The following is a 15,699-nucleotide window of genomic DNA, read 5'->3' on the forward strand; positions in this document are numbered from 1 at the left end:
GAGCCCCGCGCCCGCACCCTCGGACACCGCGACGGGTGAAGTTGACCCCGTTTCCCGGACAGGTAGTTGGTTGGTCATGCGGCCAGCGCGAGCTGGTGGCGTTCGTACTCTAGCGGGCTGAGGTAGCCCAGGGCGCTGTGGCGTCGGCGGGCGTTGTACCAGCCGTCGATCCAGGTGTAGGAGCCTCGCCGGGCATCCTCGATGGTCGCGAAGACGTGCCGGTGGTAGTACTCGTTTTTGAACACCGACCAGAACGACTCGGCCGGGGCGTTATCCCAACACACGCCGGTGCGGCCCATCGATCGCAGCAGTCCGAGTTCCTTGGCGGCAGCGGCGATCTGTGCGCTGGTGTATTGGACGCCGCGGTCGGCGTGGAAGACGACCTTGCCGGCCAGGTCGCCGCGCAGGGCCACGGCCTGGCGCAGCGCGGCCTCGACCACGTCGGTGTGCAGCGAGTCGGCGACGGCCCGACCCAGGACCCTGCGGGTGTGTCCATCGCGCACGACGCACAGGTACGCCCAGCCCTCACCGGTGCGCAGATACGTGATGTCGGACAGCCACACGCAGTCACGTGCGCCGGTGTCGAAAGCGCGCTCGACAAGGTCAGGCACGGGGAACGGGTCGGCACCACGCACCGTGGTCGGCGGATGCCACGTGCGCGGGCTGATCCCTGCGATACCAGCGTCTTTCATCAACGACGCGACCTTCTTGCGTGACACCGCCACACCCTCGTCGCGCAGGTCCGCCCGGATGCGCGGGGCCCCATAGGTGCCAGCCGACGCATCGTGGAACGCGCGGATCTGAGCCGTGAGATCGGCATCGCGTTGCTCGCGCGCGGAGGGCCCTGCGGCCTGCCTGGCCCGCCACTCGTAGTAGCGGCGACGGTCCACGCCAAGCAGGTCGCACATGCGGGTGACCGGGTAGTTGGCCTTCTCCGCCTCGATCAGCGCGAACCGTTCCTCCGGTCGTGCTTCGAGGCGAAGAAGGCCGCCGCTTTTCCCAAGAACTCGTTATCCATCCGCAGCTCGGCAACCTCGCGCCTGAGCCGATCGAGCTCGGCCCGCTCGTCGACATCCAACGGCCGCTCACCCCCGCCCGACCGTGCCCGCTCGGCCGCGACCCAGCGCCCCAACAAGGCCTCACCCACGCCGATCTCACGCGCCACCGCGACGATCGTGCGCCCGGTATCGATCACCAGCCGCGCAGCCTCACGCCGATACTCCGGCGTATACGTCTTCCTCTTCTTCGTGCCCATCACGGACATCCTCCCCGACAGGCACTCGCTCACGCGAAACCCGTCTGGTCAGTGTCCGGAATCCGGGGTCAACCCCAGGGGACACCCACCGCGGCCACGGAGGGAGAGCCGAACGATGACGAGTACTGCGAGCTCGTGATCGGCGCCGTGACGCGGTACAACGATGCGCTCGCCACGTATGTCGAGGACGCCTTGGCTGCGGTGACCGCCGCGGGCCTCGCCGGCGACATGTCGGGGGTCAACGCCTTGGGCACGACCGTCAACGACCTCGGCCTCGACGCGCGCGATGCGCTGTACGACGCCGTCGAGCTCGCGGATGACCCGGCCGCGCGAGACGGCCTGGCGGGGATGATTGCCTACGTGGACTCCTACCTGTCCCCCGTCGCGCTCGTGATGATCGCGGCCACCGACTTCGCCTCGCTGAACGAGGATCTGGTGAGCCTCACCCAGTCACGCATGGACCTCATCGAGGCACAGTCGGGACACGCCGCTGCCGTCGAGGCCTACACCGAGGATCGCTGCGGAGTCGAGATCGACGTCATGACGGCCGCGTAGGCGTCGCGCCAGCCCGGTGCGGCGCGCATCGGTTGACCCTCATGCGGGACCACGTGCTATCACCGTCCTATGTCCCCTGCAGCGCGAGCGAACGAGCCGTCCGCCGCGGAGTACGAGAGCCTGCTCGCCCTGCTCTCGGAGGCGGCGGCCACCACGACCAGGCACGACTTCGGGGCGGTGGTGTGCGAGGGACTCCTCGGCCTGCTGGAGCCGGCGGTGTCGGTGTCCTACAACGAGATCGGCAACGACATCGACCGCACGGCGGCCGTCATCCGGCCGGACCCTGGACCGGACTGGTTCGCCGAGCACCAGGGCTTCTACGAGGCGCACATGCACGAGAATCCGCTCGTGGCCCTCGCTGCGACCGAGGGCCTGCCCGAGCCGCGTGACTGGGTGGACGTCGACCCAGACCGCCGCTTCGAGACCACCCCGCTCTTTCGAGGCTTCTATGCTCCGCTCGGCATTCGCAGCCAGCTGGCGTTTGCCTTCCCCGGCGACGGCACGATCGTCGGAATCGCCGTCAACCGCGACGGCACGCCCTTCTCGGACCGGGAGCGCAGGCTGATGGGCCTCGCGGCGCCGCTGATCGCGCTCGCGCATCGCCACGCCGTCGGGACCACCGCGCCGCTGCTACGCCCGGCGGGAGCCGGACTCGGGGACGCCTGGACGCCTGCGGATCAGGCGATCGACGTCATGGTGAGCCGGCTGCGCGGGCGCGGCCTGACGGACCGCCAGGCACTCGTGGTGGCGCACGCCGCCGTGGGCGCGACCACGCGACAGCTCGCGCGCACGCTCGGCATCTCGGATGGCACCGCGCGCAAGCACCTCGAGAATGCGTATGCACGGCTGGGGGTCACCAACAGGGTCGCCGCGGCCGCGGTCGCACTGGGGCACGCGGGTCACGAGCGCTCCGCGCCCTCTCACACCTGAAGCATGACCCACGCCAGCGCCGCGATGCAGAGCGCGGCCGTGCCGCCCGCCACCAGCGACTGCCTCACGAGCGCGTGACCGATTGCGGCGGGGCGGCGCAGGACGTGGCCGTGCTCGTCGATGGTCGCCACATACGCCGACACCGACGCGTGGACCGCGAGCGCGAGCCCCACCCCGGCGGCGCCGGCCGCGAGCATCCACCACCCGAAGTCATCGGTGAGCATCCTCGCGATGGCAAGCGCCGCGAGCGCCACCTGGAACGTCGTGCGGCGCCACGACAGGACCGTGAGGTCGACCGCGTACAGATTCTGACGCCTGACCCGCCTGCCCTTCACGTGAGCACCCAACCCACGAGCAACAGCATCACCGCACCCCCCACGCCCGCCGCGATCCACAGTCCCGATCTCAGCTCGGGAATCTCCTCGCCATTGCGCAGCGCGCGATCGTTCACGCGCCAGCTCACGAGGGCCTGAGCTGCGTTCGCGATCGCGAGGAGCAGCAGCACACCGGCGGCGGCAAGCCGCCACCCGATGTCGATCGGCAGGTCGAACGCGACCAGCGCGACCCCCGTGACCATCAGGGCGAGCGCAGTGCGTATCCAGGACAGGAACGTGCGCTCGTTGGATAGCAACACCTGCGCCTCGGCGGCGCGATCACGGTCCTCGTGGGGCATCGGTCCTCCCGGGGTGGAACTCCTCGTCTCGACCGTACTCCGACCGTCGCGGCTCGTCCCGGGCGCATCCGGACTAGAAGAGCGTCACCGGCTCGGCGTGGCGCGCCGCGATGTCCCCCGCCGTGTCGGGATCGGCCGCGCGGGTCCTCCGCCACTCCCCGTTGGCGTCTCGCGCGGTGGCGCGGGACGACACGGAGCCGGTGTTGGGGTCCTCGGCGGCGCGCTCGAGGCCGTGGGCCGCGATCAGCGGCTTGATGCGGTCGGCGAGCCACCGCCGGTATTCACGCGGCGCGTAGGAATCGTCTCCGTAGAGCTCGCGGTAGCGCGGGATGAGGTCGGGGCGGTTGCCGTGGAGCCACTGGGCGAACCATTCCTTGACGCCGGGGCGCAGGTGGAGGGCCGAGTAGGTCACCGAGGTCGCGCCCGCCTCCTTGATGCGCGCGAGGGCGGCGTCGAGGTGGTCCTCGGAGTCGGTGAGAAACGGCAACACCGGCATCATGAAGACCGCGACCGAGAAGCCAGCCTCCGCCGCCGCCGTGACCGTCGCGAGGCGCGCCTGCGTCGTGGGCGTCCCGGGTTCGATGGCCTGCTGGAGGGAGTCGTCGGCGATCGCGATGGACATCCCGAGATCCACGGGGATCGACCCCCGTGCGGCGGTCAGCAGCGGCAGGTCGCGGCGCAGCAGCGAGCCCTTGGTGAGGATCGACAGCGGGGTCCCCGCGTCGGCGAGCGCCCGGATGATGCCGGGCATGAGCCGATACCTACCCTCGCAGCGCTGGTACGGATCGGTGTTGGTGCCCAGCGCCACGTGTTCGCGATTCCACGACGGCCTCGCGAGGTCCTTGCGCAGCGCGTCCGCGATGTTGATCTTGACGATCACCTGCGAGTCGAAGTCGGCGCCCGCATCGAGCTCGAGGTAGCGGTGCGAGGGGCGCGCGAAGCAGTAGACGCACGCATGAGTGCATCCGCGATACGGGTTGACGGTCCACGTGAACGGCACCGCGCTGCCCGGTCCCACGCGGTTGAGCGCGCTCTTCGCGAGCACCTCGTGGAACGTGACGCCCGCGAACTCCGGCGTGGTCACCGTGCGCACCAGGTTCGACATCTTCGCGAGCGCGGGCAGAGCATTCTCCGCTGGCGCGCTCAGCGCCTGTCCCTCCCACCGCATGCGCCCATTCGAACACGTGTTCGAATACCGGTCAAGCGGGCGCGCCCGTCACCGCCAGTTCGATCGTCGGAATCGCGCCCGGATCGGCTTCGAAGAGGAAGGACATCACCACGAGGTCCCACTCCTCGGGACGGGGCACCGACCACGAGGCCGACTCCCCGCTCGCGGGGCCCAACCCCACCGACTCGTCACATGAGCCGACCATGACGAGGGGAGGCGCCGTCAAGGCCTCGCCCAGTGCGACGGAGGTCGCGGGCAGGGTTGTCGTACACGCACCCGTCGCCGGATTCGAGGCAAGCGACGCCCCATCCCCGCGCGCACCCGCGAACGCCACCGAAAGGTCCACCACCCCTGGCGCGTCATCGCGACCGTCCCACGGCCACCAGTAGTCGGAGCGCTCCGCCGTGCTCCACGCGGAGGTCACGAGCGCCACATACGCATCCGCCTGCGCGCTCGAGCCCGCCACGTCCCGATACAACTCGACGCACACGTCGACGGTGCCCGCGAAGCGTTGCGAGAGCGCCTGCCACGGGCGCGCATGCACGGACTCCCATGGAACATCCTCGCGGCAGTCGGTCGCCACCTGGTCGAAGTCTCCCGTGACGACCGGGAGCGGGGCGGCCTCGATCGCCCGCACCTCGGGAGCGGTGGCCACGGTGTCGCCGCGCCACCACAGCCAGCCGCCGATCGCAAGCGTGATCGCCAGCAGAGTGATCACCACGGTACGCATCGGCCCCCTCGCGCCAGAGGGCCCATCACCAGGCCCGATGCGAGCATACGGCGCCTGCCGCCGCACGCGAAGGCGACGCGAGCATCGTCCCCTCACCATACCCGTGACCTACGTCCCTTTTACCCTTCCTTTGGGAAAGGCAGACTCACGCTGGAGGGAGCACCGCAGGCGTGCCCCCGTCCGCATGACGAAGGAGCCGAGCGTGACCGACACCTTGACGTACCTGGACCAGTTGACCCTCGCACCCGAGGTGCGCGCGCTCCTCGAAGCCGCGCCCTCGGTCACGGTGCCCGCGACGCGGGCGGAGCTCTACGCCCTCTCGCTCGGCCCCGAGGGGGGACCCGTGTTCTCCGTCGACTACGACGTCGACGGAGAGGTGGTCACCGAGGCCACCGTCACGCGCTGCCGCAACGGCATGGCGGTCAACTATCCCGAGGACTACATGCGCAGGCGCGACCCGCAGTGCATGGTGATCGCGGACGACCGCCCCACGGACAAGACGCGCTTCGTGGATCGCTTTGGCCACGGCTTCGCCGACACCCGCGCGGACACGCTCGCATGGCTCGCGCGCCAGGACCTCGTGGTCGTGCCGTTCAAGGCGGGTGGACTCACCTACGGCTCGCCGTCGCTCGCGATCGTGCCCGTCAACGCCGGCTTCTTCGCGACCGCGCTGGTGGACCTCCAGGGCTGGGTGACCTTCGAGGAGCTCGGGGCCTACGAGCCGCGCTCGATCCTCTACGTCGCGCCGCCGTTCCGGCACACGCACTTTGACGGCCGCCAGGTGGTGGTCCACGACCGCTCCGAGACGCTCCACGAGATCTTCGCCTACAACCTCTACCCGGGTCCGAGCGCCAAGAAGGGCGTGTTCTCGGTGTTGCTCGACATCGGCGAGCAGGAGGGCTGGATCACGGCGCACGCCTCCGCGGTGCGCGTCACGACTCCGTACGACAACGAGACCGTGATCATGCACGAGGGCGCCTCGGGAGGCGGCAAGTCCGAAATGTGCCAGGACCTGCGCCGCGAGGACGACGGCCGCATCCTGCTCGGTACCAATGTCGTGACCGACGAGCCCTACCTGGTGACCCTCTCCGAGACCTCGGATCTGTCCCCCGTGACCGACGACATGACGCTGTGCCATCCCGCCGTTCAGGATGGGTCGGGCCGCATGGTGGTCGCGGATGCCGAGGACGGCTGGTTCGTGCGCGTCGACAACCTCACGACGTACGGCGAGGACGTCCAGTTCGAGCGCGCCGTCATCCACCCCGACACGCCGCTCGTGTTCTTCAGCATCGACGGCGTCGCCGACGCGACCGCCCTGCCGTGGGAGCACACCCCCGACTCGACCGGCAAGCCGTGCCCGAACCCGCGGGTGGTGATTCCCCGTCGCATGATTCGCGGCGTGATCGACCAGCCCATGGGCGTCGACGTGCGCACGTTCGGCGTGCGCATGCCCGCGTGCACCAAGGACAACCCGACCTACGGGATCATGGGGCTCACGCACTTCGTGCCCCCCGCGATCGCGTGGCTGTGGCGTCTCATCGCCCCGCGCGGCGACAAGAATCCCTCGATCGGCGAGGCGGCCGATGCCGTGCGCACGCTCGAGCACGGCGGCATGGTGTCCGAGGGCGTGGGCTCATACTGGCCGTTCTCGACGGGAACCAAGGTCGAGGCGGCCAACCTGCTGCTGCGCCAGATCGTGGACTTCCACCACACGCGCTACGTCCTCACGCCCAACCAGCACGTGGGCGCCTACAAGGTCGGATTCTCGGCCGAGTGGCTCACGCGCGAGTGGCTCGCCCGCAAGGGTGCCGGCCGCATGAGGGCCGATCAGCTCGAGCCGGCGCGCTGCGCGCTGTTCGGCTACGCACCCAAGGAGATCACCCTCGACGGCCAGCCGGTGCGCCGCACGCTGCTGCGCCCGGAGCTGCAGTCGCAGGTCGGCACCGAGGCGTACGACGCCGGCTGTGCGATCCTCACCGGCTTCTTCAAGGAGCAGTTGCGTCAGTTCATGACCGAGGACCTCGACCCGCTGGGCCGCCAGATCATCGAACTGTGCCTGCGGGACGCGAGCGTCGAGGAGTACGAGGCGCTCACGCCCATGTACTACTAGGGGCCGTGCGAGAGGGGACGATGCCCCGCCCGGGTGGGTGGGGCATCGTCCCTTCTGCGTACGGCGGGCCGGGACTTCAGGGTGGTGCCCACGTCACGCGCGCCCGCTAGCGTGGCGGGGTGACTCAGGACATGCCCACCCCGGACCCCAGCCGCACCGAGTACGACAAGCTCCAGGCCGACGAGTGGTTCCGGTACCGCGCGGGCCCGGAGCTCGCGGACATGCAGCGCGCGACCCTCGCTCGCCTGCGCGACCTCAACGGCCGCTACTACGAGGACCCCGAGGGCTCGACCCGTGCGCTCTCGGAACTGGTCGGCGAGTGCGGCCCTGGGCTCGACTTCCGCCCCCCGGTGTACCTCGAGTACCGCGAGCGCGTGCGCTTCGGCGCGAACGTCTTCATCAACGCGAACCTCATGATCGTCGGCTCGGGCACCGTGACCATCGGCGACAACGCGCTGATCGGGCCCGACGCGCGCTTCTACACCGTCAACCACGTGCTCGACGTCGAGCTGCGCCGCGAGGGCTGGGAGCGCGGCCTTCCCATCACGCTCGAGGCCGACGTGTGGCTCGGCGGATCGGTCGTGATCTGCCCCGGGGTGACGATCGGCCGCGGGTCGGTCGTGGGCGCCGGCTCCGTGGTCACGCGCGACGTGCCGCCCGGCGTGGTGGTCGCGGGCAACCCCGCCCGCGTCATCAAGGAGATCTGAACCCGGGCATCGTCCCCGACCCGACCCGCCCCACCCTCCCGCCTCCGCTCAGGTGCGCAAGTCACACATCTGAGGCCACGTGCGACCGGATCCCCGTTCAGCGCCGCCACACCGGTCACCAGATGTGTGACTTGTGAAAGCTCAAGGTCGACGATGCCGGCCCAGCACACACCGCTCAGCGCGGGGTGGCCGCGATCACCCCGGCGTATGGGCCCAGGAACGGCGTGGGATCCGGAGCCCCCGACACCCACAGCTGCGAGATCTGCCCATCGAGATACAGCGCGTCCTCGACGCCGAGCTCGTCGCGGAACATCACGGCAAAGTCCCACAGGTTGACGTACGTCCTGGTGATGACCAGGTAGACCGTCCGCCCGTCGGGGCTCACGCCCACTCCCGACCGCAGCGCGGTGTTCGAGCTGCCCTCCGTGAACTGGGGGTGGACCTCGCCATCAAGCAGCAGCGCAGGGCCCGACTGGGTCGCCTGCTCGACGCCCGCGCCGGTGTAGGCCGTGGACTCGACGACCGCGGCCGTGCCGTCAGCGCGGACCTCGAACACCGCGTTGGGCATGAGGTGAAAGTTCCCCGCGCCCTCGGCCAGGTTGAGCGCACGCAGTTCCTCTCCATCGGACACCAACAGGCCGCCCGGCGACAGGTCCTCGCTGAAGATTCCCGCGTTGGTGAGCACCGCGACCTCGGGATGGGCCTCGAGATACTCCGCGAGGTCGGTGCCCTCCGGGTCCTGCGGCCAGTCGACCCGCACGTCCCACGCGTCGAGGTCGAGCTCGACCACTCCGTAGGAGCCCCGCTCCCCCAGATTCAGGACCCGAGTCGGCACGTCGACGGGCGGCGCGACGGTGGGAGGGGACGATGCCCCGGGCGCCGGAGTCGACGGCGCCACGGTGGTGGGCACGGCAGTCGAGGGCGCCGCGGTAGCGGGGATAGCGGCGGGCGAGGAGCCGACCGAGCACCCGACCACGAGGCCCGCCATCGCAACTGCGACGAGGACGAGGCGACGAGACACCCCTGCAGGCTACCCGCGGCGTAGCCTGGCCACGTGGACCATCACCTGAGGATCGCGACGGCCGCGGACGCGGAGAGCGCGGCGCGCCTGCTCGTGGACTTCAACCGAGAGTTCGACTCCCCCGCGCCCGAGGCGGCGCAGATCGCGCCGCGCCTCGCGGCGCTGCTCGAGTCCCAGCACACCTTCGCGGTGCTCGGCGGCGAACCACCCGCCGGCATCGCACTCGTCACGCTCCGGCCCAACGTGTGGTTCGACGGTCCCGTCGCGCTGCTCGACGAGCTCTACGTGCGACCCGACCTCCGCTCCCACGGCATGGGCACGGCCTTGGTCGACGCCGTCGTGACGCATGCCCGGTCCCACGGGGTCGCTCTCCTCGAGGTCAACGTCGACGAGTCCGACACGGACGCCCTGCGGTTCTACGACCGCCACGGCTTCGCGCTGCGCCAGCCCGACACGGGTGAACGCGCCTTCTACCTGTCGCGCGCGATCAGCTGACCATCACGCCAAGAATGGGCCACACGACCACCAGCGCGACCGCGGTGACCGCCGCTCCCACTCCCCACACCGCGCCGTTCGGCAGCCGTACCCGCATCGCCAGCCGGATCGCGACGGCGTAGACGCCCAGCGTCACCACTCCCGGAACCAGGAAGAGCCCGTTGTTCCACCCGCCGGAACTCGACATCGCGGCCGCGACCAGGCTGATCACGGCGGCACCACCCCACGCCCACCACGGCGACCATCGCAGGCGCCGCTCGGACCTGGTGTACACCACGGCGCGCACACCCGCGAAGGCTCCCAGCGCGAGCATGTGTAACGCAGTCACGACGATCCCGACCACGACGTAGACCAGCCCCAACCAGGCATCGGGCGGCTCCTGCTCGATCGTGGGCAGAATCAGCATGCCGGGAACCACCCATCCCAGGACCGATCCCAGCAGGAGACCGGCGGCCATGACCACCGTCTCGGACCCCAGGGTGGGACGCGCATCGTCGCTCATGAGGCAAGACTGCCGCACGGGACACCCATTCCTTGGCGCCACGCTTCACCTATACTCGTCGCCATGCCTGACGGTCATAGTCCCGAGCGCCGGCCCGGAGCAGCCCTGCTCCCCCGGCGCCTGCCCCCGTCCGCCGCGCCCATGAGGGAGGCCTCTCGTGACAGAGGCATGGCTCCTCCTGCTGCTGGCGCTGCTCCTCATCCTCGCGAACGCGCTCTTCGTCGCCGCGGAGTTCGCCTTCGTGACGGTCGACCGCCCCACGGTCGACCGTGCCGCCGCGGGCGGCGACAGGCGCGCGCAGTCGCTCCAGGCCGGCCTCAAGAAGCTCTCGACGGAGCTGTCCGGCGCGCAGCTCGGCATCACGGTCACCTCGCTGCTCGTCGGCTTCATCGCCGAGCCTTCGCTCGCGACCCTGCTGCGCAGCCCCCTCTCCACGCTCGGTCTCCCCGAGGGCAGCACGGTGGCGGTGTCGCTGACCCTCGCCTTCGTCATCGCGACCGCCACCCAGATGGTGATCGGCGAGCTCATCCCCAAGAACTGGGCGATTGCCGAACCGCTGCGCGTGGGCCGCGCGGTCGCGGGCGCCCAGCGCGGCTTCACGTGGTTCATGGGGCCGCTGATCCGCTTCCTCAACGGCTCCGCCAACCGCATCGTCCGGTCGTTTGGCATCGAGCCGCGCGAGGAGCTTGCCTCGGCCCGCTCGGCCGGCGAGCTGCAGTCGATCGCGGAGCGCTCGGGCCAACAGGGCACCCTCGAGCCGCGCGTCGCGCAACGCCTCGCGCGCGCCGCGGAGATGCGCGACCGCACCGCGTCCGACGCGATGACCCCGCGCACGCGCGTGCACTTCGTGAGCGCCGATGCCCCGGTGGCCGAGGTCCTTGACCTCGCCTCCCGCACGGGTCACGCACGCTTCCCCGTCATGGGCGAGAGCGTGGACGAGATCGTGGGCGTGGCCCACTTCAAGCGCGCCCTCGCGCTTCCCGCGCGCCAACGCGCGACGACCCCGATCTCGGAGATCGCGATGCCCGTGGACTCCGTGCCGTCGACCATGCCGCTCAGCGCGGTGCTCGAGACGTTGCGCCAGGGCTCGCAGATCGTGGTCGTGGTCGACGAGTACGGCGGCACCGATGGCGTGGTCACGCTCGAGGACCTCGTCGAGGAGATCGTCGGGGAGATCGAGGATGAGCAGGACCGTCCCGTCAGCCGTCATCGCCGCCTCAGCGAGAACCGCTGGTCGCTGTCGGGCCTGCTGCGCCCCGACGAGGCGGGCGAGCTGATGGGCCTGGACCTTCCCGAGGGTCGCGAGTCCGACACCCTGGGCGGCTTCCTCACGGAGCGCCTCGAGCGCTTCCCCGTCGTGGGCGACACGGTCGACTTCGAGGCGCGCGACGAGGCACACCGCGACGAGGACGGCATCCCGGTGCCGGTCACCGCGCGCATGACCGTGGTGCGCCTCGACGGCCACCGCGTCGATCGGGTCCTGGTCGAGGTGGTCCCGCCGCCGGACCCCGATGCGGCATCCGAGCCGCGCTCCGACGCATCGTCCTCTCGGAAGGAGTCCGGCCGTGAGTGACCTCACCGCAATCCTCATCGCCGTCGCCCTGCTGGCAGGCAACGCATTCTTCGTGGGTGCCGAGTTTGCGCTGATCTCGGCACGCCGGACCCAGATCGAGCCGCTCGCCGCGGCGGGCTCGCGCCCGGCACGCATCACGCTGCGCGGCATGGACCGGGTCTCGCTCATGATGGCGGGAGCCCAGCTGGGCATCACGGCATGCTCGCTCGGACTCGGTGCGATCGGCGAACCCGCGGTCGCGCATCAGCTCGAGAAGCCGCTCGAGGCGATCGGCGTGACCGGCCCGTGGCTGCACGGCATCGCCTTCACCATCGCCCTGCTCATCGTGGTGTTCCTCCACATGGTCCTGGGCGAGATGGTGCCCAAGAACATCGCGATCGCCGGCCCCGAGCGCTCGGCGCTCATCCTCGGTCCCGTCCTCTACGGCATCGTCTGGATCCTCAAGCCCGTCATCTGGTCCCTCAACTGGATCGCGAACATCGGCCTGCGCCTCCTGCGCGTCGAGCCGCGCGACGAGGTCACCTCGACGTTCGCGGCCGAGGAGGTCGCGGGACTGCTCGCCGAGTCGCGTCAGGAGGGCCTTCTCGACGAGCACGAGCACCGCGTGCTCACGGGCTCGCTCACGCTGAGCTTCGAGACGGTGCGGGACGTCATGACGCCGCGCGAGGAGCTCGTCACGCTGCCCGTGGACGTCACGCCGCAGCGCGCACAGAAGGAGTGCGTGCGCACCGGCTTCTCGCGCTTCCCGCTCGTGGACGCCGCGGGTCACTTCGTGGGCTACCTGCACCTCAAGGACTTCGCCTCGGTGGCCAGGGGCCACGCCACCAAGCCCGTGCCGTCGACCGCGGTGCGCCCGCTCAGCGAAATCTCGCCCGAGGCCTCGCTTGAGGAGGCGCTCACCGCGATGCAGGCGCGCGGCACCCACCTCGCGCTGGTGCGGGATCCAGAGTCGGGGGAGGTGCTCGGCGCCGCGATGCTCGAGGACGTGATCGAGCGCCTCGTGGGCGAGGTCGTGGACGCGACACAGGCCGTGGGCGCGTAGGCGAGCGGACGGGACGGCACCCATGGACGAGCGCGGCTGGCTGCCGGAGGACGAGTGGCAGCCGGCACGCCGGCCGGTGCCGCCTCCTGCGCCACCCCAGGTGCCGCCGCCAACGCCCCGCCTGCCGGCGGCGGGCTGGCTTCCGGACCCCAGCGAGACCGGGCTCGAGCGCTACTGGGACGGCACCCGCTGGACCCGCCGCATACGGGACCGTGACACGAAGGTCGAGAGGGGCATCGTCCCTCCTGCCTACGCGCTGGCGGCGGCCGAGGCCGAGAGGGCGAGTCGCCGCGAGCGCCGCGGGCGTCGGTGGTTCGGCGCGACGCTGACGGTGCTGGTCCTGGTGCTGGCCTCGAGCTTCGCGAGCAGCGCGGGGCTATTGCCCGAATGGGGCAACCCCGGTGCCGCGGCCTCGGCGGCCCTTGCGCAGGCGATCGCGGAGGCGCCGCCGCTGCCCGAGGACGTCGCGTTCCCGGTGTTCGGATCCTCCGCCATGGTGACGAGCCTCGCCGCGGGGATGGTCGCCCAGCAGGACGACATCGACGTGACCGCGTGGGTGCGCGAGCAGGGTGACGCCGCGGTAGATGACGCGATGCGCGAGGCCCTCGCGCAGAACCCGTATGCGTTCGTCAACGGCTGGACCGTGACGGACTACGGCGCACGCGTCGAGATCTCCCCCGACTACACGTACGACGCGGCCGAGGCGGAACGGCGCCGCGAGCTGACGATGATCGGCGTCGAGGCGGGTCTCGCGGCCTCGGGAGCCCTCGAGACCACCGACCAGGCGGAGCGCGTGCGCCTCATCAACGACTACCTCACGGCGGTGGCCGTCTACGACGATGCCGCGTTCGAGGCGATCGACGCGTCCGGGCAGGCGCTGCCGGGCACCGAGGAGCTCGTGGCCCGCAGCCAAGAGGCCTACGGCATCCTCGTCGACGGCACGGCCGTGTGCAACGGATACGCGATGGCCTTCCTCGCGATGGCGCATGAGGCCGGTCTCGAGGCGGTGATCGCGACGGGATCCGACTCCGCGGGCGTGACAGGCGGGCTGCATGCGTGGAACAAGGTGCGGGTCGACGGCCGGTGGCTGCTCGTGGACGTGACGTGGAACGACGGCTCTCCGCCGAACGAGGACTACCTCCTCATCGAGGACGACTCCAGGGTGCTGGCGACGCGCACGTACGACGCGGAGTGGGTGGTCGACACCGCGCTCGGCAACTACTCGAGTGGGGCGTAGTCGGGCACCACGGTGTCCTCGCCGCCATCGGGCAGGTGGCCTGCCTCGGGCCGGCGTGCCAGGAACACGATCGACGCCACCAAGCCTCCCCAGATGATGGCCATCACCACGATCATCAGGACCAGGGCATCGGCATTCATCGCGGCCTCCCTTCGGGCTCGTACTCGTCGTGCGGATGGTCGGGAAGGCCCAACTGGGCCCGCGTGGGCCACACGTGGAATCGCGCGATGTTGCGGCGCCACCGCAGCAGCGGCATCGCGAGAGCGGCCGCCAGCAGGAACGCGAGCGTCCCCCACCCGAAGACGGCGAGATACCAGCCGGGATAGCCCTCATATCCGTCGTTGATGAGCGTGGTGGTCTTCTGCACGAACATGGAGAGGAGCAGCAGCGCCACGACGTTGACCAGGATCAGCCAGCCGCGCCCGGGACGCAGCGTCGACACCGCCGCGAGGTGGCGCTGAAGTTCGCTCGAACGACCCGCGAACCACAGCGACGCGGCGATCATCGCGACCGCTCCCGCCACGATCCCCAGCTGGTTGGACCACTGGTCGACCACGTCAAGCAGGAACAGCCCCGTCGTGGTGCCGAATCCGATCACCGAGAGCACCGCGGAGACGATACCCACCGCGACCGCGGAGCCTCGCGGGTGCCAGCCGAACTTGTCCTGCAGCGCGCTCGAGACGGCCTGCAGCACGGAGATGAGCGACGTGAGGCCCGCGACTACCAGCGAGCCGAAGAACAACGCGCCAAAGATCTGACCGCCGGGCATCTGGGCGATCACGGTGGGGAACGTGATGAAGGACAACTGCACGCCGGTGAGGCCCTCGAGGTCCGCGACCGCGATCCCCTGCTGGTGGGCGAGGAAGCCTAGCGTCGCGAACACCCCCACGCCGGCGAGGATCTCGAACGAGCTGTTGCCGAACGCGACGACCAGACCGGGCGCGGTGATGTTTGAGCGACGGCGCCGGTACGACGCGTAGGTGAGCATCACCCCGTACGCGAGCGACAGCGAGAAAAAGACCTGCCCGTAGGCCGCGATCCAGACCTGAGGTCGCGCAGCGCGGAGAAGTCGGGAGTGAAGAGAGCCTCGACTCCCTCGGCGGCGCCGTCGAGCATGAGCGCACGCACCACGAGGATGCCGAACGTCACCACGAGCAGCGGGATGCCCACCACGTTGAGTCGCTCGACGCCGTTGTGCAGTCCGAGCGCGAGGATCACGATCGTCACCACCCAGACCGCGACGAGCGGGATGAGGACGCTCGGCACGAACGTGAGGCTCACCGTGCCCGGCTCCCCCAGCTGGAGGAAGTCCCGCGCGAAGAAGGTCGCCGGATCCTCGGCGTAGTCGAGGTTGAAGCTGAAGAAGAAGTAGCTGACGGCCCATCCGATGATGACGGTGTAGTACAGGCCGATCACGAAGCAGATCGCGACGTGGAACCAGCCCACGCCCTCGGCCCGCCGGGCGACGCGGCGCATCGCGAGCGGCGCGGAGCCGCGGAAGCGGTGGCCGATCGCGTTCTCGAGGAACAGGATCGGGATTCCCGCGGTGAGCAGCGCGATCACGTAGGGGATCATGAACGCTCCCCCGCCGTTCTCGTACGCCTGGCCGGGGAAGCGCCAGATGTTGCCCAGTCCCACCGCGGAACCGATGGCTGCCAGGATGAACGCGGTCTGCCCGCTCCAGTGCTCACGCTTCTCGTG

16 protein-coding genes and 1 pseudogene are annotated in these 15,699 nt (G+C 70.2%); 8 read left to right on the plus strand and 9 right to left on the minus strand.

Features of this window, described 5'->3' with window-relative positions:
• Positions 1–74: 74 nt before the first annotated feature.
• A protein-coding gene (locus QUE44_RS05200) for an IS3 family transposase (RefSeq protein ID WP_286216683.1) occupies positions 75–1,264 on the minus strand; the annotation gives its coding sequence in 2 pieces (ribosomal slippage) (positions 75–991 and positions 991–1,264; 1,191 coding nt in all).
• A gap of 42 nt (positions 1,265–1,306) precedes the next feature.
• Between QUE44_RS05200 and QUE44_RS05205 the strand changes: the two genes are divergently transcribed.
• Together QUE44_RS05205 and QUE44_RS05210 are read left to right on the plus strand one after the other, a co-directional pair.
• Positions 1,307–1,810, plus strand: a complete 504-nt coding sequence (locus tag QUE44_RS05205; protein ID WP_286216255.1) for a hypothetical protein — start codon at positions 1,307–1,309, stop codon at positions 1,808–1,810.
• 69 nt (positions 1,811–1,879) lie between these two features.
• Complete coding sequence (locus QUE44_RS05210) at positions 1,880–2,740, plus strand: helix-turn-helix transcriptional regulator (RefSeq protein WP_286216256.1); 861 nt, start codon at positions 1,880–1,882, stop codon at positions 2,738–2,740.
• Here the strand turns inward: QUE44_RS05210 and QUE44_RS05215 are convergent.
• From QUE44_RS05215 to QUE44_RS05230, 4 genes are all read right to left on the minus strand, one after another.
• On the minus strand, positions 2,731–3,075 hold the full coding sequence (locus QUE44_RS05215; protein ID WP_286216258.1) for a hypothetical protein: 345 nt from the start codon (positions 3,073–3,075) through the stop codon (positions 2,731–2,733). The genes QUE44_RS05210 and QUE44_RS05215 overlap by 10 nt on opposite strands.
• Complete coding sequence (locus QUE44_RS05220; protein WP_286216260.1) at positions 3,072–3,413, minus strand: YidH family protein; 342 nt, start codon at positions 3,411–3,413, stop codon at positions 3,072–3,074. The genes QUE44_RS05215 and QUE44_RS05220 overlap by 4 nt, the downstream gene beginning before the upstream one ends.
• Before the next feature lie 73 nt (positions 3,414–3,486).
• Positions 3,487–4,581, minus strand: a complete 1,095-nt coding sequence (locus QUE44_RS05225) for an Rv2578c family radical SAM protein (RefSeq protein WP_286216261.1) — start codon at positions 4,579–4,581, stop codon at positions 3,487–3,489.
• 31 nt (positions 4,582–4,612) lie between these two features.
• On the minus strand, positions 4,613–5,302 hold the full coding sequence (locus QUE44_RS05230; RefSeq protein ID WP_286216262.1) for a hypothetical protein: 690 nt from the start codon (positions 5,300–5,302) through the stop codon (positions 4,613–4,615).
• A 211-nt stretch (positions 5,303–5,513) separates the two neighbouring features.
• Here QUE44_RS05230 and QUE44_RS05235 point away from each other — a divergent pair, with 211 nt between their 5' ends.
• Positions 5,514–7,421 (plus strand): DUF4914 family protein, encoded by a 1,908-nt coding sequence (locus tag QUE44_RS05235; protein WP_286216263.1) that lies wholly within the window; start codon positions 5,514–5,516, stop codon positions 7,419–7,421.
• Positions 7,422–7,540: 119 nt separating this feature from the next.
• On the plus strand, positions 7,541–8,128 hold the full coding sequence (locus tag QUE44_RS05240) for a sugar O-acetyltransferase (protein WP_286216264.1): 588 nt from the start codon (positions 7,541–7,543) through the stop codon (positions 8,126–8,128).
• A 175-nt stretch (positions 8,129–8,303) separates the two neighbouring features.
• Here the strand turns inward: QUE44_RS05240 and QUE44_RS05245 are convergent, their stop codons facing one another.
• Positions 8,304–9,149, minus strand: a complete 846-nt coding sequence (locus QUE44_RS05245) for a phosphodiester glycosidase family protein (protein WP_286216265.1) — start codon at positions 9,147–9,149, stop codon at positions 8,304–8,306.
• A 33-nt stretch (positions 9,150–9,182) separates the two neighbouring features.
• On the opposite strand from QUE44_RS05245, the gene QUE44_RS05250 reads away from it, so the two are divergent.
• Positions 9,183–9,644: a GNAT family N-acetyltransferase gene (locus QUE44_RS05250; RefSeq protein ID WP_286216267.1), complete on the plus strand. Its 462-nt coding sequence runs from the start codon at positions 9,183–9,185 to the stop codon at positions 9,642–9,644.
• On the opposite strand, the gene QUE44_RS05255 is transcribed toward QUE44_RS05250, so the two are convergent.
• Positions 9,637–10,146, minus strand: a complete 510-nt coding sequence (locus tag QUE44_RS05255; protein ID WP_286216269.1) for a hypothetical protein — start codon at positions 10,144–10,146, stop codon at positions 9,637–9,639. The genes QUE44_RS05250 and QUE44_RS05255 overlap by 8 nt on opposite strands.
• 157 nt (positions 10,147–10,303) lie before the next feature.
• Between QUE44_RS05255 and QUE44_RS05260 the strand changes: the two genes are divergently transcribed.
• From QUE44_RS05260 to QUE44_RS05270, 3 genes are read left to right on the plus strand one after another with little or no spacing between them, the layout of a single operon-like run.
• A complete protein-coding gene (locus QUE44_RS05260) occupies positions 10,304–11,719 on the plus strand; it encodes a hemolysin family protein (RefSeq protein WP_286216271.1) in 1,416 nt (471 codons plus the stop codon).
• Positions 11,712–12,761 carry a hemolysin family protein gene (locus QUE44_RS05265; protein WP_286216272.1) on the plus strand — a complete coding sequence of 350 codons (1,050 nt, stop codon included), beginning with the start codon at positions 11,712–11,714 and terminating at the stop codon, positions 12,759–12,761. Before QUE44_RS05260 ends, QUE44_RS05265 begins: the two co-directional genes overlap by 8 nt.
• A 22-nt stretch (positions 12,762–12,783) precedes the next feature.
• On the plus strand, positions 12,784–13,998 hold the full coding sequence (locus tag QUE44_RS05270; protein ID WP_286216273.1) for a DUF2510 domain-containing protein: 1,215 nt from the start codon (positions 12,784–12,786) through the stop codon (positions 13,996–13,998).
• Here the strand turns inward: QUE44_RS05270 and QUE44_RS05275 are convergent.
• Positions 13,980–14,138 carry a methionine/alanine import family NSS transporter small subunit gene (locus tag QUE44_RS05275; protein ID WP_286216275.1) on the minus strand — a complete coding sequence of 53 codons (159 nt, stop codon included), beginning with the start codon at positions 14,136–14,138 and terminating at the stop codon, positions 13,980–13,982. The two genes, QUE44_RS05270 and QUE44_RS05275, sit on opposite strands and share 19 nt — an antisense overlap.
• Positions 14,135–15,636: pseudogene (locus tag QUE44_RS05280) on the minus strand (sodium-dependent transporter). Before QUE44_RS05280 ends, QUE44_RS05275 begins: the two are co-directional and overlap by 4 nt.
• Positions 15,637–15,699 lie beyond the last annotated feature (63 nt).

The sequence above is a fragment of the Demequina sediminis genome (assembly GCF_030296675.1).
Classification (GTDB): Bacteria; Actinomycetota; Actinomycetes; order Actinomycetales; family Demequinaceae; genus Demequina; species Demequina sediminis.